This is a genomic window from Daejeonella sp. H1SJ63, assembly GCF_029360775.1.
Taxonomy (GTDB): domain Bacteria; phylum Bacteroidota; class Bacteroidia; order Sphingobacteriales; family Sphingobacteriaceae; genus Daejeonella.
The window spans coordinates 42,883-65,855 of record NZ_JARKMZ010000042.1 but is presented as its reverse complement, the minus strand read 5'-3'; the positions used below and the strand labels follow the sequence as shown (position 1 = coordinate 65,855).

The following is a 22,973-nucleotide window of genomic DNA, read 5'->3' as shown; positions in this document are numbered from 1 at the left end:
TTACTTAAGTTTAACGTACTAAGCCTGAAAGTATAAGAGCAGAAACGGCTGCTTGCTGATTATCTTTTTTTGAGTAAGACTACATTGGCAACTTTACGTTCACCATTATGATCCCATTTTTTATTATCAGAAGGGTAGTTAACTATACCGTTTTCGCCATAGTTATGGATCCACAATGCTGTTGAACCGCCCCCATCCAGGTTAACCGCATCAACCGCATTAATCCACCGCATCAATTTGCTTAATTCAAAGAGGCTCATTCCCGCAGAATTTTCATTTCTTCCATCCACAGTAATTAAAAGAATTCTTTTGTTTTTTGTGACAGCGACCGCGGTTCTTGGGTGACGCGTTTTATTAAATGTATTGTTCGTATCCAGACTTTCACTTATCCCATCCATGATGAGGAGCGGCCCGCTAACCATGATATCATCTGCATCGAGCGAGTTTTCCCAGTTTTCCTGTCCGTTCCATTTGGCAATACTCAGTTTTCCGTTTTTTATTGTCAAAGCAGATTTTTGATGAACTGCTCTTGTGTTTGATTTACCCAAACGGTTTTCATTGATGACTTTACCGTCAGATTTTATATAGTCTACTGAGCCTCCTTTTGCTATATCAAAGAATGTACCGTTCATTGCAGCAATTGCACTTGACCTTTTGCCATATTCACTCGTTGGAATAAGCTTTTTAGGCTCATAGCCCAAATCAAATTCCAGTTTCTTCTTTTGTTTGATTTCCAGAATGCTCACATTTTGATTGGAATTAAATAAAGTTTTGTTAAACCAGAATGTCTTTAAATGAACGCCGGGAGCAATTTTTTCCTTTTTCCAGTTTGCATTTATTGCTGAAAGAGAATCTGATTGTGCAAAAAGTGAGAGGCTTAAGCCTGCTGTTAGTAAAACAGAAAAGAAGAGCGATTTCATAAGGATAATTATTCAGCAAATTTATTGATTAAAAATCAATAAAAAAGCCCCATTCTGATGAAAGAATGGGGCTACAACCTTCTGAAATCTTTATTTTTTCGGATCCAGGGTTTCTTCAATTCTTGCCAGTACATCTTCAAGATGTGATCGCAGTACCGGATTAGAATATTTTGAAAGGGCAGATTTTACCTGAGCAGACAGAGTTTTAAGTTCCTGTCTGGCCATCGGACGGATGTCTGATTGAGAAACATCCATCTGAGGACCTGCGAATGCAGCAAACTGCGGAGGAACCGGTGTTTCATCGGCAGTTAACAGAAAGGCCATTCTTTCGATATAAGCTCTTTGCAGATTACGACGATAAGTATCCAGGTTAGCCCCGGTCTTTAATTCAGACCAGATACCATTACGCAGATCTGAAAATAACTCGGCCATATCATATGCCGCATCACCGTTTTTCGCCGAATTGTCAATTACGCGGGTTAAGCGGCCAAAATCAAGTATTCCGTTTAATACACCAACCTGAGTTCTGCGTATACGGTCAACGATCCCGGCATTGTCAAATTTGTTCAGAATGCTTGCATCAAGCATCCATACCGGTGTTTTGAAAGCATTATCGTTCAGGAATTTTACGGCTTCCTTTTGTTTTGCTTTGGCTACATGAGTATAAACCGGCCCTTTTTGTTCATAGGTCTTATCGTTTTCGTATATACCTCCAATGTTTGAGCGCACATGGCCCATGTAGCGGTTCCACTGACCTAAAATTTCACCATGAATTTCTTTTAGGTTATCATAAGGTTTTCCTTCCTCATAGGTCCATTTTTCAATGTTTGGAAGTATACGTTTCAGGTTGGCAATTCCGTATGCAGATGCTTTCATTGCATCATCGCCAAGGTCTTCAGACTGAGCACGCGGATCAATCGGATTTCCGGTTTGCTGACCGTAGAAATAAACAGGCTTGCCTGCTCTTTCAATTGTCCATTTATTGAGAATGGCAGCCTCTTCTTCCGGAGTTTTATTGTCGAACCAGCTATATCCCCATTTAACCGCCCATTTATCGTATTCGCCAATACCCGGGTATAAAACTACACCCTCATCTCCGGGCTGAGCGATATAATTGAAACGGGCATAATCCATGATGGATGGTGCTGTTCCTCCCATTCTTTTTGTGAATGATGCTGAGCGTAATGAGTCTACCGGATAGGCAACGCTGGATCCAAAGTTATGAGGCAGACCAAGAGTATGTCCAACTTCATGCGATGAAACAAACCGGATAAGCTGGCCCATCAGCTCGTCTTTGAATTTAGGATTTCTTGCTTCAGGATTGATCGCGGCAGTTTGTACGAAAAACCAGTTACGAAGAAGGTTCATCACATTGTGATACCAGCCAATATCAGATTCCATAATCTCACCTGAACGGGGATCTGAAATATGCGGACCGTAAGCATTGGCGATATTTGACGCAAAATATCGGATTACTGAATAACGCGCATCTTCCGGCGACCAGTCCGGATCGTTAGTTGGTGGTTCAAGAGCTGTAATTGCATTCTTAAAGCCTGCTGCTTCAAAGGCTGCATTCCAATCCTTAACACCATCAATCAGATACGGTCTCCATTTTACCGGGGTTGCAGGATCGATATAGTAAACAATTTGTTTTTTAGGTTCAACCAGCTCACCGCGCTTATATGCTTCGGGATCTTTAGGTTCCAGCTTCCAGCGGTGGATATAACGGGTTACCTGTGCTTTTTGAGCATCCAGTCCGTAATCAGTCTGGCTTTGTCCGAAAAATCCCACTCTATCATCCGAAAAACGTGGTTTGAAAGGAACCTTTGGTAGCAATAACATGGAGTTATGAATCTCAACCGTCATTGAGCCCAAAGTTTTATCACCCGGAGGATCAGTTGCACGATAAGTTTTTAATGAGCGGACTTCAATATTGACAGGGTAAGACTTTATCGTATCCACATAGGTACGGCTTTCATCCATCGTGGTTATTTTATATTGAGTTCTTACCTGTTGCGGTAATCCAAGCGACTGTACATCTTTTGCATAGAGGTCGGTGACATCGATTACAACAGAATTTGAATCCCTGTTGATCGCTTTGATATCGAAGGAGGAAAGTACTGCATCGAGATTGGAGTTTTTAACAGACTGAAGCATATCTGAATTCTCTGCAGCGATATTTCTGTAAGACGGAACCCTGATAAATACCTGCTTATCCCTCTTCTGCCATTTCCAGATTTGCTCATTTAGTTCTTCACCACCATAGGTGCCGTCAACAGCTGGTGCTTTGGAATATCTTGTAACTACCAGCATTTCACGATTGAACAAAGAATCAGGAATCTCAAAGAAATATTTACCATCCAGTCGATGTACCTTGAATAATCCATTATCTGTCTTTGCTTTATCCGTGATGACCTCTTTATAGGGTTTTATTCCACTCTTTGGAGCAGAAGGTGCCGGGGGTGTTACCGGTTTAGCAGCTTCCGGAGCCGGAGCATTACCCTTTTTTCGGTCCTGAGCCTGTAAATTGTTCAGACTGGATGCAATTGCCAATGCAGTCAATGCCGCGAACCGGAGCTTGCGTAGCTTATTTGTCATACTTAATTTAATTATTGGTTAATTATTTAGGAATTTACAAATTTATAATTTGCTCTGACTAAAGGATAGAAATTCATTCATTTCAGAGTAAAAGTGATTTTTTAAATTTTATATTCTCTTTTTTAGCCTAAGAATAACCCTTTCAATTGTTTTTGAACTTGTCCGGATAATATCGATTACAAAATTTCTTTCATCTCCGGGTTTGAACATGTTTTCAATTTCATTTTCTTTCATTTCACTGACAGGCTTGAAATTAATTGCTAAAATTTCATCCCCTTTTTCAAGGCCTGCAATATCTGCTGATGAGTTTGGCTCAACCCTGTTAATAATCAGCTTTTCAAAATTGTCACCTGCCGAGCTGAGCTCCATACCTGTCATGTCATGTTCAAAAGGCTCTTTATGCTTAAAAGATGGTTTAATATATATTGAAGATCGGTGGTAATCGAACACCACATTGAACCTTTTGAGTACAGCAATACCCATATTCCCGTTTCTGCTTACAGGATATATTCCAGACGAAAGATCCTTGTGATCAGGGAAAGCCGTAATTACATCCTCAAGTATATATTTTCCAATTTTCAGGGATTTGATCCTGCCAACATATCCATTAATCGGGCCGGTAAGGCCAATTCCCAGATTAGCATTAATTTTATTTTCGGGTAATTTAAATGGAACGCCGTCGTTTGTTTCAAGTGAAACCGGATGGCCGGCACCCGTATCAATTATGAATTTTCCTGTAAGTTTCTCTCCCGATTCCAATACTATTTCTGAAATGACATAAGGCTTCCTTTCTTCAATACTAATTGGTATTCTAAAACCCTTTCGTGGAACATGATTGGTTTCGGGCCGGAATAGGGTAAGGGTATTGTTTATGAAATTTATACGGACAATAAAACTATTGAAAAATTCATAACCAATCAGTCCATGGATGTTGATACCGGCATAATTTGAGAGCTCAAAGACGTCGGTTTTAAGTACAGCTGCAGAAATATTTTCGGCTTTTGTACTTTCCAAGGCCAGTTCAATGCCCGGACTAATATAGGCGCTTAAGTCTTCGCCCTCTCCAAGTCCGGAGATTTTTATGCTTTTCAGATTTGAAATCTGTAAAGAATCTATCAGTCTCGGATCAGAGATGATCATAAGTCCTACACCTGTATCCAGTACAAAGTTAAACGGCCCTTTTCCATTGATTGTCAGAGGAATGATCATCAGATTTTTGATCATCCTAAAAGAAATTGTTTCCCGCTTCTTATTTCCGTTAAACTCAAACTTCTGTGCATGCACCTTGATGTGCAGCAAAAGAAAACATACCGATATGAAAATGGATTTTCTCAATGACCTGCTACTTTTAAGAGCGATTGGTATTAAAAAGACTAAAAAAAGCTTAACAAGTTACGCGGCTACAACCGATTATTTATCAAGGATTTCTGATCATTGTCAATGAATGGCAAATAGCATTCGATAATTCTTTGCTAATTTTAGGCTTTATAACTTATCTTTTACATTTATTTCCTTCTTATTGGGGAGATAGTATGTCTTTTTTAATCTTGATATGAAACCATCATAATTTTGTTAATCCCTTCGCCGGGGGTATGATTATCAAAACATGATCTGCCTACCGGCAGGTAGGCCTGCTTGCCGCAGGCAGGTTCATCACCATTAAAAAACAAAAAAATAAACGGATGAAAATAAAGTATGTTTTTATAGTCCTGATTATATTTTGCAATTCTGAAGGGTTAAGTGCCAAAAAAATAAGACCTTCAAAGATTCTGAGAATGCTCCGTCAGTCGGATGTTCTGAATGAGCATTTTACGGGTTTTGCCTTGTATGATCTTAAGAACAGGAAAATGATTGCAGGGCAGAACAGCGACAAACATTTTACTCCTGCTTCGAATACCAAATTGTTTACATTTTACGCAGGATTAAAATTACTTAAAGATTCCATCGCCGGTTTGAATTATGTAGAACGGGGCGATTCCCTGATTATTTGGGGTACCGGTGATCCAGGGTTTTTAAACTCCGATTTTGCAAGTCAGCCTGTTTTAAAGAAGCTGAATGCTTCCCGAAAGAAGATCTACTGGTCGGCAGGCAGGTTTACAGGCGATTTTTATGGTGTGGGCTGGACTTATGATGATTATAATGAATATTATCAGCCAGAAATGTCTGAGCTTCCGGTATATGGCAATATCGTTCGTTTCAGCAAAAATGAACAGGGTATTCGCACAAACCCCACTTTTAATTCGCCCGCTTTCAGGTTAAATACTGAAGTTTCAGCACCTGCAGGAAGGTTCCGTATCAGACGTGATTTACTGAGTAATGAATTTTTTCAACCGAAGGCTGAGGCTCCTTCGGGGTTTAGTCAGATAGTTCCATTTAAAGTAAGCACTGAGCTGGTCAGTGATTTGCTGCAGCAAAATCTCCCCAATTATTCGGGTTTTATAAGTATGAAGGTACCTGCAGATGTTAAAACATGGTTTAGCATTCCCTCAGATACACTTTACAAACATATGCTGCTCCCCAGCGATAATTTCATCGCCGAACAAATCCTGTTGAATATTGCAGCATCAAGAGGAATGGAAATGAAAACATCTGTGGTTATTGATTATATGTTAAAAAATTATTTGAATGATTTGCCTGATAAAGCGTTATGGGTTGACGGTTCCGGACTTTCACGGCAAAATCTTTTTACCCCCAGAAGTATGGTAAAGCTCTGCGAAAAAATTTACGATGAGGCAGGTAATGAAAACAGGCTTTTTGATCTTTTACCTCAGGGCGGAAAGACCGGGACATTAAGAAACCTGTATAAATCTGAGAAGCCATTTGTTTTTGCCAAAACCGGTAGCCTTTCCAATAATCATAACCTGACCGGATATCTGATCACCGGCAATGGCCGGAAGCTTATCTTTTCGTTTATGAATAATAATTTTACTGCAGCAACTGCAGATGTAAGGGCTGAAATGGAAAAAGTAATTACCTGGATTCATCAAAATTATTGATTTTAATGAAGCTGTTTTACGTCATTATACTGCTTTTAAGTTTGCACAAGTCATTACCAGACGGTACAGAAAAGCACATCATGCAGGCAAACAAACTGAAATAAATTAAAAATGCAGCAGCAAACTAATATTTCACTCTTTTTTGGCGGTACTGCCTATCTGGGGATGCCTCATAACGAAGAATTCAGAAAACTTTTCATCAGGGGAATGGAGATCTATGGTGTAAATCATGGAGCATCCAGAAACAATAATATAACGCTTGATATTTTTTCGATTGCTGAAAATGCAGCTGCAAAACGATTTGGAGCCGGAGATTCTATTCTTGTATCCAGCGGATATTTGTCAGCACAGCTTGTTGTTCAGAATTACAGCCCTTCTCATGAACTGATCTATGCACCCGAAACACATCCGGCACTCTGGCCTGGAATTTCGAATCCACCGAAGATGAAGTTCAGTGACTGGGCAGAACAAACAGTTCACAGGGTTAACAGTTCTTCAGAGCCATGTATGATCATCAGTAATTCAGTCAATAATTTGATTCCTGAAATTTATGATTTCAGCTGGCTTAAAAAGATTGATCCATCTCGCAATCCGGTGCTTTTGGTAGACGATTCCCATGGCATCGGCATCACCGGCGAAAACGGGGAGGGAGTCTTTAAAAGATTGCCTGATCTGGTAAACATCAAAACCATTGTAATTTCTTCATTGGCTAAGGCATTAGGTACAGATGCAGGAATTATTCTAAGCGACATAGATACAATTCAGGAATTACGAAACACGCCTGTTTATGCAGGAAGTTCACCTCCTTCACCCGGGGCATTATTTGCTTTTACGAATGCCGGGAGTATTTATTCCAATGAGTTGAAGAAACTGCGCCATAATTTAAGATTGTTCACAGATCTGCTGATTTCTAAGGAGAAGTTGTTCTTTATACCCGACTTTCCGGTGTTTTTAGTCCCGGATGATCAGCTGGCTATACATCTTTCGAAAAATGGTATAAACTTTTCATCTTTTCCTTATCCCGACCCGAAAGGTAAATCGCTGCACCGCATCGTAATCAGCAGTATTCATACAGCAGAAGAATTGGGTATTCTGGCCAATCTGATCAATGATTTTAAATCTTAAAGATCCTCAAAAGGGATATCCATCAGCTCGAAGTTTCTCCAGCCGATAAAATCAAAGTGCCACCATTCATTGTTCAGCACCCTGAAATTATTTTTTTCCATCACAGTCTGCAGTAGTTCTCTGTTTTTAATCACTTCTTCCGGAAGATTTTTAAAATCAGATGCGGCTTCAGGAGCAAAGCTATCGTAAGGGGTCGGCATTGCCAGTTCCTTTCCGGTTTTAAGATTGATCAGGGTGAGGTCAATGGCACAGCCACGATTATGTCTGGAACCGTCTTTAGGATTGGCAACAAAGCTCTTATCATTAGCAATTGCGAAAAACTTAGTTGTAACTGTATAGGGACGGTATCCGTCAAAGATCTTCAGACCCAACCCTGATTTTTTCAGTTCATCCTGAACATTTTTTAATGCCTCTGTAACCGGCCGTCTTGCAAATGCCCTTGCCTGTTTATAAACTGCCTGTCCGGTAAAATTATTTTTGGTGGCATAACGGATGTCCAGCTTAATTCCGGGAATATATTTTTTGAGTTCTAGCAGTTCTTTACTGCTGTCTGCTTTGACATATTCCCTGTAGGCTTTAAGATCATTGATAATCTGAAGTCCGTAAGGATTATTTTTCTGCGCTTTTGTTCCGGCAGAACAAAAAAGTAAGAATAAGAACAAGATCTTCTTCATCAGCGATTGGACACAATTAAAAGATCCAGATCCTTTACCGGTATGTTAAAGCGGTCTGAGAGGTCTTTATTTGTAAGCTTACCCTGATAGAGATAGATGGCATTACGAATACCAGGTTTTTCCCAGATCAGGTTCATTATACCACCCATTTCTCCGATATCGAGAATGATCGGGGTGAAAATATTGGTTAATGCATAAGTTGCAGTACGCGAAACTCTTGATGCGATATTCGGAACGCAGTAATGGATTACATCATACTTCCTGAATGTTGGAACGGTATGGTTTGTTACCTCTGATGTTTCGAAACATCCTCCCTGATCAATACTTACATCAATAATTACAGAATTGGGTTTCATTTTGCTGACTGTTTCTTCTGAAACTATGCAGGGGCTTCTTCCATGGCTGGCCCGGATTGCTCCTATGGCTACGTCACAGCTGCAAATAGCTTTTTGAAGCACTACCGGTTGAATAACCGAAGTGAAAACCCTGCTGCCTATATTATTCTGCAGGCGGCGAAGCCTGTATATCGAGCTATCAAAAACCTTCACTTCAGCACCCAGAGCTATGGCAGTGCGGGCAGCATATTCACCCACTGTTCCGGCGCCGAGAATAACAATTTCTGTTGGTGGAACCCCGGTGATGCCGCCAAGCATTAATCCCTTGCCTTCAAAAACATTGCTCAGGTATTCAGCAGCAATCAGAACAGAAGTTGCTCCGACAATCTCGCTCATTGCCCGTACCACACTCAAAATATTGCCTTCATCACGCAGATATTCAAATGAAAGCGCAGTAATGTTTTTCTTCATTAGCGAATGAAGAAAATCAGGTTTCATGGTTGACATCTGCAAAGCTGAGAATAGAACCTGTCCGGTTTTCATCATTCCTACTTCATCAGGCGTTGGCGGAGCAATTTTGATGATCAGATCGGCTTTATAAACCTCTTTTTTATCGTAAACAATTCTTGCCCCCTGTTCGCTGTAATGATTATCATTGAAGTTAGCAGCAATTCCTGCACCGGCTTCAATAACTACTTCATGTCCGTTTTGAACAAGTAAGCCAACTGATAAAGGAGTTAAAGCAATTCTGTTTTCCTGAAAGGAAGTTTCTTTAGGAATGCCGATATAAAGACTGTTCTTCTTGTTTTTAACCTCTAACATCGCCTCCTGCGGTTGCATCATGGCCTGTTTTGCAATGTCAGAAAATTCACTCTTCATTTAGGTTTCAATAAGGAAATGGAAGGTACGAATTTTTTAAAAAAGCGGGGAAGAAAGAGGCTTATATTTTGTCAGCACAGATGATGCGGCTGCCATCTTCATCCTGATCAATTCTGATACGAATGTAATGCAGGGGCCAGAGGTTACTAATCATGTCAGGCCACTCTATAAAGCAATATTCTCCTGAGTCCAGATATTCTTCAAAACCGATATCGAATGCTTCAATTTCGTTTTTTATTCTGAAAAAATCGAAATGATAGACTTTGCCTCCGGGGTATTCATACTCATTGACAATAGAATAGGTCGGACTGCTTGCCGTATCCGAGACACCAAGATTCCGGCAAATTGTTTTAATCAATGTGGTTTTACCGGCGCCCATTTCTCCCTCCAGAAGAAAGACCTTTTCATCACCTGCAAAATTCAGAAGAGCAGATGCCGCTTCAGGCAATTCAAGCTCGCTGTTCAGTTTAATTTTCATAAACACAATAGTATTCCGGATGGCTTTATTTCGGACTATAAGTTGCGTAAGGAACGATCATTTCTTCCATAGAGATTCCGCCATGCTGAAAAGTTTCGTTATAATAGTTTACGAACTGATTATAGTTGTTTGGATAAACGAAATAGCTGTCTTCTTTGGCAAAGATAAAACTTGAACTCATATGAAGTTTTGGAAGTTTTGCTTCATGCGGATTTTTGATATGGAAGACTTCTTTGGCATTGAAATTCAGGTTTTTACCCTGCTTGTATCTTAAATTCGAATTGGTATTCCGGTCGCCGATTACCTTGCTCGGATGTTTTACCCTGATGGTTCCGTGATCTGTGGTAATAATCAGTTTTATATTTTTCTGAGAAAGTTTTTTCAGCGCCTCCAGTAATGGCGAATGTTCAAACCAGGAAAGAGTCAGGGAGCGATAAGCAGCTTCATCATTTGCCAGTTCGCGTATCATTGCCATATCTGTGCGGGCATGTGATAACATATCCACAAAATTATAGACGATCACATTCAGATCGTTACCCATCAGATTATTGAGATTATCTATAATATTTTTCCCTTGCTCAAAAGTCAGAATCTTATTATACGAGTATTTACAATCTTTACGCATTACCCGTTGAATCTGATCTGCAAGAAACTTCTCTTCAAACAGATTCTTTCCACCTTCATCCTCATCATTTTGCCACATATCCGGAAAACGCCGCTCCATTTCAAGAGGCATTAGCCCTGAGAAAATGGCGTTTCTGGCGTACTGAGTTGCAGTAGGCAAAATACTGTAATAACTATCTTCCTCCTCAATCCGGTAATAATCCATCAATAATGAATTGATCATTTTCCACTGATCGTATCTCAGGTTATCTATCAGAATAAAGAAAGTTGGTTTTTTAGGTTCAAGTGCCGGAAACACTTTCTTAACGAAAAGCTGATTGGATGTTACGGGTCCTTCTTCCGGTTTTTTGCACCAGTTGAGATAATTTTTTTCGATAAACTTTGAGAACTGAACATTGGCTTCTGATTTCTGCACGGTCAGGATTTCATGCATGCCCTCATCTTCCAGTTTTTCAAGTGAAAGTTCCCAGTATACCAGTTTTTTATATACATCAACCCATTCTGAAAAACTCAGTTTTTCGTTGAGTGTCATACCCAGGGTGCGAAAGTCCTGACGGTATGCCATAGAGGTTTTTTCACTGACCAGCCTTTTGTTGTCTATCAGTTTCTTGATGGTCAGAAGAATTTGCTTCGGGTTAACCGGCTTGATGAGATAATCATCGATTTTAAAACCGATTGCATCTTCCATCATGTATTCTTCCTCATTCTTGGTGATCAGAACAATGGGAACATCAGGGTCAATGGTTTTTATTCTGGCCAGAGTTTCCAGACCGGTCAGACCCGGCATATTTTCATCCAGAAAAACAAGGTCAAAATGTTCCTTATTGAAAATCTCCAAAGCATCATTACCGTTTGTTACAGTACTGATCTTATAGCCCTTTTCATTCAGAAATAATATGTGTGGCTTTAACAGATCGATTTCATCATCGGCCCATAATATCGTTGTTTCCTGCATTTCAATGTAAAATTAACAATTTCTGAACCTACTGACTCATAAATACACTCAATTGTCATTAAAATTAACAATTTTTGTGCCTTTAGATTCACATCTTGAATAAGAAGAAAATAATCAACGATCCGGTATACGGTTTTATTACCATTCCTTCCGAACTGGTGTATGACCTGATACAGCACCCTTATGTGCAGCGATTGCGTTATATCAAGCAATTGGGAATGACTCATCTGGTTTATCCCGGAGCTCTTCATACAAGATTCCATCATGCTTTAGGTGCTCTTCATTTAATGGGCCTTGCGGTTGAAACCATCCGAAGTAAAGGCCAGGCGATATCTTATGAGGAAGAAGAGGCTGTCAGTATTGCTATTTTACTTCATGATATTGGTCACGGGCCTTTTTCTCATGCCCTGGAACACACCATTGTAGACGGAGTTTCTCACGAACATATTTCCACTCTGCTGATGAATAACCTGAACCGTGAATTTGGTGGCAGGCTTTCAATGGCACTGGAAATTTTTAATAACAGATATCACAAGAAATTTCTCTATCAGCTTGTTTCGGGGCAGCTGGATATAGATCGTATGGATTATCTGAACCGGGATAGTTTTTTTACAGGTGTATCGGAGGGGGTTATCAGTTTTGACCGTATTATCAAAATGCTTGATGTGGTAGATGATCAGCTGGTTGTAGAAGAAAAGGGTATTTACTCAGTTGAAAAGTTTCTGATAGCACGAAGGCTGATGTATTGGCAGGTATATCTGCATAAAACAGTTATTGGTGCCGAGCAAATGCTGGTAAAGATTCTGGAAAGAGCAAAGGAACTTTCTTTAGAAGGAAGAAATCTGTTTGCGAGTCCGTGTTTCTCATACTTTCTGAAAAACTCGATCGGAAGAAATGAATTCAGTAATGATCCAGGGAATATTGAAAGGTTTACCAGACTTGATGATAATGACATTTTCACATCCCTGAAAGTTTGGGCTGACGATGAAGATGAAATACTTTCAACGCTTTGCAGTCACCTCATCAGCAGAAATCTTTACAAGGTGGAGATTACAAATGAGCCTCCCTCGTCAGAAAAGGTCAATGAATTATCAGAAAAGGTGATTAATGAGTTTGGAATTTCAGAAGATGACAGCTCATATTTCGTATTTACTGATACGATCAGGAATAATGCATATAGTGTAGGTGATGGAAGCATCAAAATCCTGATGAAAGACGGCTCCATTCAGGATATTACCAAAGCTTCAGATAATTCCAACCTGGAAGCTCTGGCCGGAACGGTGCAGAAATACATACTTTGTTATGTTAAGGAGCTAAAAAATTAATAAATGAACGGCGAACATTTCAAACTTTGTTCGTTAACTAATAACACATAAATTTGCCAGATGCAAATAACTGCACATCAGATTGGAATTTTACTCGAAGGAACTGTTGAAGGTAACCCTGAGGTGACAGTAAATAAGCTAGCCAAAATAGAAGAGGCAACCACAGGTTCTTTATCATTTCTGGCGAACTCTAAATATGAACAGTACGTTTACAGCTCAGGAGCCTCAATAATTATTGTAAATGAGGATTTTGTGCCGGCTCAGCCGATCAATGCAACACTGATCAGAGTTAAGAATGCATACAGTGCATTTTCTGTACTGTTAGAGAAATACGACGAATTAACCAAATCAAAAAAGGTCGGGATTGAAGATCCCAGCTTTATTCATCCTACAGCGAAGATTGGGAAAGATGTTTATATAGGTGCTTTTGCTTACATCGGGCCTAATGTTGAGGTTGGCGATGGCAGTAAAATTTATCCGAATACTTATCTGGCAGATAATGTGATCATAGGTAAAAATGTAACTTTGTATGCCTGTGTAAATGTATATTTTAACTGTGTCATTGGCGATAACAGCATCATTCATTCGGGTGTGATTATTGGCAGTGATGGTTTTGGTTTTGCAAATAATGGAGATGGTGCTTATCGAAAAGTTAGTCAGATTGGTAACGTTATTATAGAAGAAAACGTTGAAATAGGATCTAACACTACTATTGACAGAGCTACTATGGGTTCAACAATCATTCGTAAGGGAGTAAAACTTGATAATCTTATCCAGATTGCGCATAATGTTGAGATTGGCTCAAACACGGTTATCGCAGCTCAGACCGGAATTTCAGGCAGTACTAAGGTTGGTGAGAATTGTGTTATCGGAGGTCAGGTAGGTATAGTTGGGCATATCACTATTGCCAACGGTAGTAATATCGGAGCAAAATCAGGAGTAAATAATTCAATTAAGGAAGAGAATAAAAGTTGGAATGGCCATCCTCTGGCAACTTACAGAGACTCTTTAAAATATCTGGTAGTTACCAAGCGTTTGCCTGAGCTTGAGAAGAGGATTGAAGAACTTGAAAATATCTTAAAAGAACGTTTAAAATGATCAGTTTCTGACTAGATCAGATCAATGTTATGAATGTAAAACAAAGAACAATTAAATCTGAAATTTCTGTTAATGGGGTTGGTTTGCATACCGGTCAGCCGGCTACGATGACCTTCAAACCTGCACCGGAAAATCATGGTTATAAGTTTAAACGAATTGATCTTCCGGGTTCTCCGGTAGTTGATGCGGATGTTGACAATGTAACGGATACCTCCCGTGGTACAACCCTTACTCAGAATGGCGCAAGCGTACATACTGTTGAGCATGTACTTGCCGGTTTGGTTGGCGTAGAATTGGATAATGTACTTATTGAGCTCGATGGACCTGAGATTCCGATTATGGACGGTAGTTCTATCGAATTTGTTGAGGCACTGGAGAAAGTTGGTTTTTTAGACCAGGATGCAGACAGAGAATGCTACAGTATTCCACATAACATTCATTATTCTGAGCCTGACCGTAAAGTTGAAATGGTTGCTATGCCATTGGATGATTACCGTTTCACTTGCATGATCGATTATAACTCGCCTGTTCTTGGTAGTCAGCATGCAGCAATTACCACCATTTCGGAATTTAAGAAAGAGATTGCTTCATGCCGGACTTTCTGTTTTCTTCATGAACTTGAAATGCTTTTGAAGAATGACCTGATTAAAGGCGGAGACCTGAATAATGCAATTGTTGTTGTAGATAAGGAGGTGAGTAAGGATGAATTGAAGGGTCTTGCCAAGTTATTTAATCGCGATGATATAGATATTGCAAGAGAAGGAATTCTGAATAATATTGAACTTCGTTACCAGAATGAGCCTGCCCGTCATAAATTATTGGATATGATTGGGGATCTTGCTTTGGTTGGTGTTCCTTTGAAAGGGCATATCATGGCTGCAAGGCCCGGTCATGCAGCGAATGTTGCATTTGCGAAAAAGATCAAAGCACAAATCAAAAAAGACAGAACCAAAAAGCATGTTCAGATATATGATCCGGCTGCAACCCCATTATATGATGTGGTTCAGATCATGAATATTCTGCCACACAGGCAACCTTTTCTGTTCATTGATAAAATTCTTGAACTTTCTAAAACCCATGTTGTGGGAGTTAAGAATGTTACAATGAATGAAGAGTTTTTTAAAGGACATTTTCCGGGTGCTCCGGTTTTACCCGGAGTTGTTCAGATTGAGGCTATGGCACAAACCGGAGGAATTCTGGTTTTGAGTACTGTGCCTGATCCGAGGAACTACCTGACTTATTTCTTAAAAATAGATAAAGTAAGATTCCGTGCGCAGGTATTGCCCGGTGATACAATAGTTTTCCGTTGCGATTTAATGGAACCTATCAGACGAGGCATTTGTCAGATGAGAGGTACCGGTATGGTTGGCGAAAAGGTTGTAGTGGAAGCAGAAATGATGGCACAAATTATCAGAGTTAAAGAAACTGAAACAAAAGAATGATCCAACCCTTAGCATACATCCACCCTCAGGCCAGAATTGCTGAGAACGTAGTGATCGAACCATTCGTAACCATTTACAAAGACGTTGTCATTGGTGAAGGGACCTGGATTGGATCAAATGTAACTATTATGGACGGTGCCCGTATCGGCAAAAATTGCCGTATTTTTCCGGGCGCTGTAATTTCTGCTCCTCCCCAGGATTTGAAATACAAAGGTGAAGCATCTACCGTGACAGTGGGTGATAATACAATTATCCGCGAATGCGTTACCCTGAACAGGGGAACCGCGCTGGATAAAAACACTACTACAATAGGATCTAACTGCCTGTTGATGGCCTATGTTCATATTGCCCATGATTGTGTGATCGGAAATAATGTGATCATTGCCAATTCGGTACAGCTTGCCGGACATATTGAAGTACAGGATTATGCATTTATTGGCGGTACATCAGCTGTTCATCAGTTTGTATCAATCGGTGCACATTCTATCATTTCTGGTGGTTCTCTTGTGCGTAAAGATGTACCTCCCTATACTAAAGCCGGAAGGGAACCTTTGTCTTATGTTGGAATAAACTCAGTTGGTTTGAGAAGAAGAGGATTTACTTCAGAGCAGATCAATGAGATTCAGGATATATACCGGACTATTTTCCTTAAGAAATATAATATTACCAAAGCATTGGATATTATTGAGACTGATCGCGAGCCTACAGAAATCCGTGATGAGATCCTTGATTTTATCCGCAACTCGAACAGAGGGGTAATGAAGGGCTTTGGTAATTCCTAAACCCTGTTCCTGAAAGACCTGCCGCCGATATGAAAATTAGTCTGGAAAAAATTGGACGCCGGTTTAACCGCGAGTGGATCTTCAGAAATATAAGCTATGAATTTGAGAGCGGTAACTCATACGCTATTCTGGGTGCCAATGGAGCAGGTAAATCAACATTGCTGCAAATCATTTCAGGAAGCCTGAGCAGTTCTGAAGGAAGCATTAGTTACCATCATTCCGGAAAGGTAATAGAGCAGGAGAATATTTTCAGCAATTTAAGTCTTGCTGCCCCTTATCTGGAACTAATTGAAGAATTTACGCTTCATGAACTAATTGAATTTCATTTCAGGTTCAAAAATTATCGTGCAGGACTTGACAGAGATGGCCTTATTGAACTCCTTGGTTTCAAAAGCTCAGAATTTAAGATAATAAAAAATTTTTCTTCAGGTATGAAGCAAAGAGTTAAGCTTGCTTTGGCTTTTGCTTCAGATACCGATATTATTATGCTGGATGAGCCTGCATCCAATCTTGATAAGCAGGGTTCTGAATGGTATCTTGATCTTGTTTCAGAATTTTCTTCAGACCGTTTATTAATCGTATGCTCCAATCAGGAGCAGGAGTATAGCTTCTGTACTTCCAGCTTGAATGTAACAGACTTTAAATAAGCTCTGACCCTCAATAATTTACTGTATTCCGGAAATTAAATTCGCTGTTGGATTTTTTGTTTTTTGCCCTTATCTTTGCGGCTCGAAACCAGCATTACATTATGGCAAAAGCTTCAGAAATAAAATCCGGAAATATTCTACGTTACAATGGTGAATTAGTGACGGTTGATGAAATTATTCACCGTACGCCCGGTAAAGGTGGCGCTTTTTACATCGGTAAACTGCGTAACATCAAAACAGGAAAAATAGTTGAAGCCAGATTAGGAACAGATGAGCAGGTTGAAATTTGCCGTGTTGAGACTAATGATTATCAGTATTTATACGAAGAAGGTGATTACTTTATCGTAATGGATAATAATACTTTCGAGCAGATCAGTGTTGAAAAGAAATTATTCGGTCCTTCAGCTAAATTCCTGAAAGAAGGAATGAATGTGATTGTTTCTATGGAGAGTGATGAGCCGATCATGGCGCAGGCACCTACAAGTGTTGAATTGGAAATTACATATACAGAACCGGCGGTTAAGGGTGATACCTCAACCAATGCGTTGAAAAGTGCAACCGTATCAACGGGTGTTGAAATACGTGTGCCTCTTTTCGTAAATCAGGGTGATAAGGTTAGAGTTGATACCCGTACCGGTGACTATATTGAAAGAGTAAAATAGTTTAGTGTTTGGTTTAGGTTGATTAGACGGTCTTTTCAGAGGTGGAGAGGCCGTTTTTTATGTTCTGTTTTTTACAGGAATTTATCAGCTATCTTTATCCGAATTTCAGATTGTTTTTTACATTCGTATTGTGGACAAAGCTACCCTACGAAAACAATTTCTTGAAAGACGGCAAAATTTATCTCGCGCCCGCTACTGGATGCTGACTGAAGAGTTGATGGAACAGGTAAAGCTTGTGGATTGGTCACAATTCAGAACAATTCATGTTTTTCTGCCAATCAGAAAACATAACGAGATCGATACCTTTTCCATTCTGAATTATTTTAAACAAGCCTTTCCTGACTTAAGGATTCTGATACCAAGAACCAATTTTGAGAAGCTTGAAATGGAAAATGTTCTCTACGATCATGATTACACCATCCTCGGCCGGAATAAGTTTGATATTCCGGAACCAATTCACGGTAAAATTATTTCATCAGATCAGATTGATCTGGTATTTGTTCCTTTAATCGTTTTTGACAAAAAAGGCAACCGTGCAGGTTATGGTAAGGGTTTTTACGACCGTTTTCTAAGCAAATGCCGTCATGATGTACATAAAATGGGTCTTTCATACTTTGACCCTGTTGATGAAATAACCGGTTTGAATGAGTTCGACATTAAACTGGATTCCTGCATCTGTCCGGGAAAGATCTGGGAATTTTAAGTTTCTGTTAATCTCTATCCTGCAGTACCTTATTATCTGTTTCCTCAAATTCTTGTCTATAAACTCAGTTCCAGCAATACCGGACAATGATCTGAATGCCTTGCTTCCGGCAGGATAGCCGCACGTTTAAGTTTATCACGAAGTCCTTCAGATACCATATTATAATCAATGCGCCAACCCAGGTTTTTGGCTCTTGCATTTGCCCTGAAACTCCACCAGGTATAATTATGTGGCTCGGTGTTGAAATGTCTGAAAGAATCGATGTAGCCGGAGCTAATGAAATCTTCCATCCATTCGCGTTCTTCCGGAAGGAACCCGGAGGAGTTTGCATTCGATTTGGGGTTATGAATATCGATCGGACGATGGCAAATATTATAATCTCCTGATATCACCAGATTTGGATAATCAAGTTTCAATTTATCCGAATACTCCCTGAAATCTTCCAGAAAACGGAATTTAAAATCCTGACGTTCCTCTCCGCTTGATCCGGATGGGAAATAGGTGCTCATTACAGAACAACCTTCAAAATCGGCTCTGATTATGCGTCCTTCACGATCGTAGTCTTCCATTCCGGAGCCATATTCAACATGTTTAGGACTCACTTTGGTGAAGATGGCTGTACCGCTGTAACCTTTTTTTTCTGCCGGGTTCCAGTAATGTTCGTAGCCCATTTGTTCAAGCAGCAGAAGGTCTGTAAGCTGATCGGGTGTTGCTTTGATTTCCTGCAGGCAAACTACATCGGGATTAGCCGCCTGTAACCAGGAAAGCCAGTTCTTGCTTAATGCAGAACGAATTCCGTTGACGTTATAAGTAATGATCTTCATTTGTTAAATTTCTTTTCAATAAGCAGCTGATTCCCTTTTCTTTTTAATTCTAAAGTGTGTCAAAATAGGAAACCATCAGAGATTTCATAATCATTTCCTGCTCTAACAGAGTGTAGGCAGGAATAGGCTTTATCAGTTTCCAGTGAGGCCATCCATCCTGGTCTGTTCCTTCCAGTTCATAGAATCCCATCTCACCGAACAAACGGCAGGTAGCAATATGCATAAGCTCTTCTTTCTGACGTTTGCTGAATTTAGCGGGTCCTTTGCCAAGTTCCTGAACACCGATCAGGAAAAGCATGACTTTCATATCGGGAATTTCTGAATCAAAGTCGCTGGCTATGCGCTCCTGAAGTTGTTTCCATTTTGCATTTATTTCTGCTGGGGTCATGCACAAATGTCTGTAAAAAAAAGGAATATCAGCGGAGCATTTCTATCCTTAAAGTATAGTTTAGGCTGTAATGTTCATCGCTTAAATTGGTACAGTATTCCTCCCAAATACTATATTTGCTTATGCAAAAACCTATCGTTACCGCTATTTTATCGTATGGAATGTCAGGAAAGATATTTCATGCCCCTTTCGTAAACCTTCATGCAGGATTTCAGCTAAAGGGAGTACTGGAGCATAACACTAAGAAAGTTCATGCTGATTATCCTGATATTATCAGTTATGATACGCTTGACGAAGTATTAAGCGATCCTGAAATAGAGCTGGTGATTGTAAATACACCCAGTAATACACATGTAGATTATTCGCGCAGAGCCTTGATGGCCGGAAAAGATATTCTGGTTGAAAAGCCTTTTGCACCAACGGTTGAAGAGGCCCTGGAAGTTTTTGAACTGGGAAGAGAGCTTGGCCGAAAGGTGATGGTGTATCAGAATCGTCGTTTTTCAAGCGATTTTGCAGTAACACGCGATATTATTAACAGCGGCCGCCTGGGACAAATCATTGAGGTTCATTTGCGTTATGACCGCTATCGCGCAGAAATCGGTCCGAAAGTATTTAAAGAGACGCCAATTCCTGCTGCAGGAGTTGTTTATGATCTGGCTGCACATTTGCTCGATCAGGCGATATGTATTTTTGGTGAGCCGGAAGAATTTATTAAAACCACCGGGGTTTATCGTAAAAACTCTCTTGTTGATGATTACGGCCATATTCATTTGATTTATCCCAATCACACTAATGTATTCATTACAACCAGTTTGCTTGTAGCTGATCCTTTGCCGGGAATTATCATTAACGGGACTAAAGGCACATTTATCAAAGCATTCTGTGATACTCAGGAAGATCAGCTGCTTGCAGGAGGTAAGCCTTCTGATGAAGGTTTTGGAGTTGAGAAGCCCGGCATGGAAGCTAAACTGACCGTTTACAGTGATCAGGGAGAAAAGACCGTTGAATATATCCCGTCTGCTGTTGGAAAATATATGGATCTTTTTGATTGTGTGGTTCAGACTGTCAGAAATGATGCTGAGTTTCCGGTGAAAGAATTTGAAGTGCTGGCACAGATCGGAATTCTGGAGAGTTAAAAGAGGGTATCCTTAACTCAGCGATTTTATCACGAATGAGTAAAGACTGCTTTTATGCTTTTTTTATTGCTTCCAAAATGCATTTTTCTATCGATAAACGAATTTGATCAAACGATAAGAGTGGCGATATAAACAAATATTGCCGTTGAAACCCCCACCACTAATGTACCAAGTGTATAAGTACGATATCCTGTTTTTACATCGATTCCTGAGAACTGAGTAGTAATCCAGAATCCACTGTCGTTTGCATGGGATACAGACATTGCCCCGGCTCCAATGGCCATAACAATCAATGCCTTGTCAATTTCTGTTTCAAATCCCATACCCGGTAACATGGGAGCGATGATAGATGCGGTAGTAATCAGTGCAACAGTAGATGAGCCCTGTGCTGTTTTAATGGCAGCACACAATAAAAAGGGCAGCCATATTCCGATATTAGCTTCTGATAATCCATTAGCCATTGTGGCGGCTATTCCACTGTTCTGAAGGATGGCGCCAAAAATTCCGCCGGCACCCGAAATAATAATGATTGTTGAGGCATCATTGATTGCTTTCCCCACCCATCCCGTAGTTGAAAGTATTTCCTTATCCAGTTTCTTAGGTATCAGGAATACAAAAAGCATCCCGGCCAGTAGGGCAATTACCGGAGTACCCAGAAAGCCAATCAATTTAAACCACCAGTCATCCTGATTCTCTCCTGCAAAAGCTAACTCCACCACAGATTTTCCGATAATCAAAATTATTGGTGTTATGATTGGTAGAAATGATTTGAGTGCCCCCGGTGCATTTCTGATTTTTTCCTGTATAATTTCTTCAGATAACTCAGGACTGGGATCGATATAAGTTTTTGCAGCATACAATTTTGAGTAAATGATGGCTACTACCAGCGAAAAGGATCCTATGATAAGTCCCATGAGCATCACTAAACCCACATCAGCTCCAATAATGCCGGCGGCGGCAATCGGACCAGGAGTTGGCGGAATTAAAACATGAGATATCATCAGGCCAAGAATCAAAGCTACTGCCGTTCCAACAATTGAAAGGCCCGCTTTTTTAGTTAAACTTTTATTCAGCGGGCTTAGAATGATGAATCCGCTATCGGCAAATACCGGAATGGAAACAATAAATCCTGCAATACCCATAGCTTCGTGTACCCGTTTTTTACCAATTAAATTCAGGACAATTTCAGCCAGTTTGTAAGCTCCTCCTGAATATTCCAGAAACGCTCCGATGATTACCCCCAGGGCAATCACAATACCAATTTTACCCAGGGTATTGCCAAACCCATCATTTACAGACTTAATAATGGTATCTGCATCCATTCCTGAAACAAATCCAAAGAACAGGGCAACGAATAATAGTGCTAAAAATGGATGAAGGTGCCATTTTGCGGTGAGTAGAATAAGCAGTATAACACTGACTACGAGTAGTATAAATGATAGCATAACTGAATTTAACAAGATTATATTCAAATTCTGAAATTTATTTCCTGATCGGAGCTGCCGTGCATATCATCTGCTGACCAATATCAGTATTAAAAGATTGAGGTGAATTGATTCAAATCTTTATTTTCATTCCGCTCTTTCTTTTTATTAACCTGCTGATTGGCCATGCCTGTGCCTGATTTGCTGCTATCATTCGAAAACTCATATAGACGAAAAAACAACCTGATTGCATGCCTGAGACTAAATTATTCAGGTGAGACAACGGGCAAGACAGCTGAGTATTACCCTAACCTGAAAAACACCGGGATTGTATAAATAGTACTTACTCTTTTACCATTTAAGATACCCGGATACCATTTATTATGGATTAGTTTGATCACTCTGAGAGCTTCTTCATCGCAAGCACTTCCAATGCCCGTTTGGATCTTAAAATCAGAAGCCTTTCCGTCAGACGCAACCATAAATGAGATGATCACCCTGCCCTGAATTCTTCTTTCCCTGGCTTCGGGTGGATATTTAAGGTTATTTGTTAATGTTCTCATTACCACAGCTGAACCACCAATTAAAATCGGAGGAGTATCCAATTTTGTTAAAAGAGTATCAGATCCGGTTATTGCCCGATATTTTACATTAGAAGCCTGAGGAAAGGTTTTCTGATAAATAAGGCTATCCTTTGTAAAATCATAAGTTTGTTCTAACTCTCCCTTGAAGTCATAAAATTCCCATACGCCTGAAGGTTTTCGTGGAAAGGGATCTTTCCAGAAATTTTTTTGTACTTTTTGTCCAAATACCGGGCCTGAAAGCAGGACGAATAGAATGATTGCTTTAATTTTCATGTTTAGAATTCAAGACTTTGATGAAACTTTATCCCTTACGGTTTATTTCTCAGATTGCTGTAGTGCTTGTTCCCTGATACCCGAATTTTAATTAAATATGC

Annotated in this window: 21 protein-coding genes; 10 read left to right on the top strand and 11 right to left on the bottom strand. The window is 39.9% G+C overall.

Annotation, left to right across the window (positions count from 1 at the left end):
• Positions 1 to 59 precede the first annotated feature (59 nt).
• The 3 genes from P2W72_RS15155 to P2W72_RS15145 all read right to left on the bottom strand — a co-directional run bounded on the left by P2W72_RS15155 (position 60) and on the right by P2W72_RS15145 (position 4,742).
• On the bottom strand, positions 60 to 920 hold the full coding sequence (locus P2W72_RS15155; RefSeq protein ID WP_276364329.1) for a phosphodiester glycosidase family protein: 861 nt from the start codon (positions 918 to 920) through the stop codon (positions 60 to 62).
• Between the two features lie 90 nt (positions 921 to 1,010).
• The gene (locus P2W72_RS15150; RefSeq protein ID WP_276364326.1) at positions 1,011 to 3,518 is read right to left on the bottom strand and encodes a zinc-dependent metalloprotease; all 2,508 of its coding nucleotides are present in this window, start codon (positions 3,516 to 3,518) and stop codon (positions 1,011 to 1,013) included.
• A 108-nt stretch (positions 3,519 to 3,626) separates the two neighbouring features.
• A complete protein-coding gene (locus P2W72_RS15145; RefSeq protein ID WP_276364323.1) occupies positions 3,627 to 4,742 on the bottom strand; it encodes an aspartyl protease family protein in 1,116 nt (371 codons plus the stop codon).
• 458 nt (positions 4,743 to 5,200) lie between these two features.
• Between P2W72_RS15145 and P2W72_RS15140 the strand changes: the two genes are divergently transcribed.
• Both P2W72_RS15140 and P2W72_RS15135 read left to right on the top strand, forming a co-directional pair.
• A complete protein-coding gene (locus tag P2W72_RS15140; RefSeq protein ID WP_276364322.1) occupies positions 5,201 to 6,514 on the top strand; it encodes a D-alanyl-D-alanine carboxypeptidase in 1,314 nt (437 codons plus the stop codon).
• Between the two features lie 111 nt (positions 6,515 to 6,625).
• Complete coding sequence (locus P2W72_RS15135; RefSeq protein ID WP_276364320.1) at positions 6,626 to 7,639, top strand: aminotransferase class I/II-fold pyridoxal phosphate-dependent enzyme; 1,014 nt, start codon at positions 6,626 to 6,628, stop codon at positions 7,637 to 7,639.
• Here the strand turns inward: P2W72_RS15135 and P2W72_RS15130 are convergent.
• The 4 genes from P2W72_RS15130 to P2W72_RS15115 all read right to left on the bottom strand — a co-directional run bounded on the left by P2W72_RS15130 (position 7,636) and on the right by P2W72_RS15115 (position 11,584).
• Positions 7,636 to 8,313: a M15 family metallopeptidase gene (locus P2W72_RS15130; protein ID WP_276364317.1), complete on the bottom strand. Its 678-nt coding sequence runs from the start codon at positions 8,311 to 8,313 to the stop codon at positions 7,636 to 7,638. The genes P2W72_RS15135 and P2W72_RS15130 overlap by 4 nt on opposite strands.
• A complete protein-coding gene (locus P2W72_RS15125) occupies positions 8,313 to 9,527 on the bottom strand; it encodes an alanine dehydrogenase (RefSeq protein WP_276364314.1) in 1,215 nt (404 codons plus the stop codon). Before P2W72_RS15125 ends, P2W72_RS15130 begins: the two co-directional genes overlap by 1 nt.
• Before the next feature lie 61 nt (positions 9,528 to 9,588).
• Positions 9,589 to 10,005 (bottom strand): tRNA (adenosine(37)-N6)-threonylcarbamoyltransferase complex ATPase subunit type 1 TsaE, encoded by a 417-nt coding sequence (gene tsaE / locus P2W72_RS15120; protein WP_276364310.1) that lies wholly within the window; start codon positions 10,003 to 10,005, stop codon positions 9,589 to 9,591.
• A gap of 25 nt (positions 10,006 to 10,030) precedes the next feature.
• Positions 10,031 to 11,584 (bottom strand): PglZ domain-containing protein, encoded by a 1,554-nt coding sequence (locus P2W72_RS15115; protein ID WP_276364307.1) that lies wholly within the window; start codon positions 11,582 to 11,584, stop codon positions 10,031 to 10,033.
• A gap of 95 nt (positions 11,585 to 11,679) precedes the next feature.
• Here P2W72_RS15115 and P2W72_RS15110 point away from each other — a divergent pair, with 95 nt between their 5' ends.
• The 7 genes from P2W72_RS15110 to P2W72_RS15080 all read left to right on the top strand — a co-directional run bounded on the left by P2W72_RS15110 (position 11,680) and on the right by P2W72_RS15080 (position 18,243).
• Positions 11,680 to 12,909, top strand: coding sequence for an HD domain-containing protein (locus tag P2W72_RS15110; protein WP_276364305.1), 1,230 nt, complete (start codon positions 11,680 to 11,682; stop codon positions 12,907 to 12,909).
• A gap of 60 nt (positions 12,910 to 12,969) precedes the next feature.
• Complete coding sequence (gene lpxD, locus P2W72_RS15105; protein WP_276364302.1) at positions 12,970 to 14,007, top strand: UDP-3-O-(3-hydroxymyristoyl)glucosamine N-acyltransferase; 1,038 nt, start codon at positions 12,970 to 12,972, stop codon at positions 14,005 to 14,007.
• Between the two features lie 29 nt (positions 14,008 to 14,036).
• The gene (locus P2W72_RS15100) at positions 14,037 to 15,449 is read left to right on the top strand and encodes a bifunctional UDP-3-O-[3-hydroxymyristoyl] N-acetylglucosamine deacetylase/3-hydroxyacyl-ACP dehydratase (RefSeq protein ID WP_276364299.1); all 1,413 of its coding nucleotides are present in this window, start codon (positions 14,037 to 14,039) and stop codon (positions 15,447 to 15,449) included.
• Positions 15,446 to 16,231 (top strand): acyl-ACP--UDP-N-acetylglucosamine O-acyltransferase, encoded by a 786-nt coding sequence (lpxA, locus tag P2W72_RS15095; protein ID WP_276364296.1) that lies wholly within the window; start codon positions 15,446 to 15,448, stop codon positions 16,229 to 16,231. Before P2W72_RS15100 ends, lpxA begins: the two co-directional genes overlap by 4 nt.
• Positions 16,232 to 16,260: 29 nt before the next feature.
• A complete protein-coding gene (locus P2W72_RS15090) occupies positions 16,261 to 16,878 on the top strand; it encodes an ATP-binding cassette domain-containing protein (RefSeq protein WP_276364292.1) in 618 nt (205 codons plus the stop codon).
• A gap of 101 nt (positions 16,879 to 16,979) precedes the next feature.
• Positions 16,980 to 17,540: an elongation factor P gene (gene efp / locus P2W72_RS15085; RefSeq protein WP_276364290.1), complete on the top strand. Its 561-nt coding sequence runs from the start codon at positions 16,980 to 16,982 to the stop codon at positions 17,538 to 17,540.
• Positions 17,541 to 17,670: 130 nt separating this feature from the next.
• Positions 17,671 to 18,243: a 5-formyltetrahydrofolate cyclo-ligase gene (locus tag P2W72_RS15080; RefSeq protein ID WP_276364288.1), complete on the top strand. Its 573-nt coding sequence runs from the start codon at positions 17,671 to 17,673 to the stop codon at positions 18,241 to 18,243.
• 56 nt (positions 18,244 to 18,299) lie between these two features.
• Here the strand turns inward: P2W72_RS15080 and P2W72_RS15075 are convergent, their stop codons facing one another.
• Both P2W72_RS15075 and P2W72_RS15070 read right to left on the bottom strand, forming a co-directional pair.
• Positions 18,300 to 19,067 (bottom strand): exodeoxyribonuclease III, encoded by a 768-nt coding sequence (locus P2W72_RS15075; RefSeq protein WP_276364285.1) that lies wholly within the window; start codon positions 19,065 to 19,067, stop codon positions 18,300 to 18,302.
• A gap of 49 nt (positions 19,068 to 19,116) precedes the next feature.
• Positions 19,117 to 19,455, bottom strand: a complete 339-nt coding sequence (locus tag P2W72_RS15070; RefSeq protein ID WP_276364282.1) for a hypothetical protein — start codon at positions 19,453 to 19,455, stop codon at positions 19,117 to 19,119.
• A 122-nt stretch (positions 19,456 to 19,577) separates the two neighbouring features.
• On the opposite strand from P2W72_RS15070, the gene P2W72_RS15065 reads away from it, so the two are divergent.
• A complete protein-coding gene (locus P2W72_RS15065; protein WP_276364278.1) occupies positions 19,578 to 20,591 on the top strand; it encodes a Gfo/Idh/MocA family oxidoreductase in 1,014 nt (337 codons plus the stop codon).
• Positions 20,592 to 20,698: 107 nt separating this feature from the next.
• Here the strand turns inward: P2W72_RS15065 and P2W72_RS15060 are convergent, their stop codons facing one another.
• Together P2W72_RS15060 and P2W72_RS15055 are read right to left on the bottom strand one after the other, a co-directional pair.
• Entirely contained in the window at positions 20,699 to 22,036 is a 1,338-nt protein-coding gene (locus P2W72_RS15060; RefSeq protein WP_276364276.1) for a gluconate:H+ symporter, read from the bottom strand.
• Between the two features lie 281 nt (positions 22,037 to 22,317).
• Positions 22,318 to 22,872, bottom strand: a complete 555-nt coding sequence (locus tag P2W72_RS15055; protein WP_276364273.1) for an energy transducer TonB — start codon at positions 22,870 to 22,872, stop codon at positions 22,318 to 22,320.
• Positions 22,873 to 22,973 lie beyond the last annotated feature (101 nt).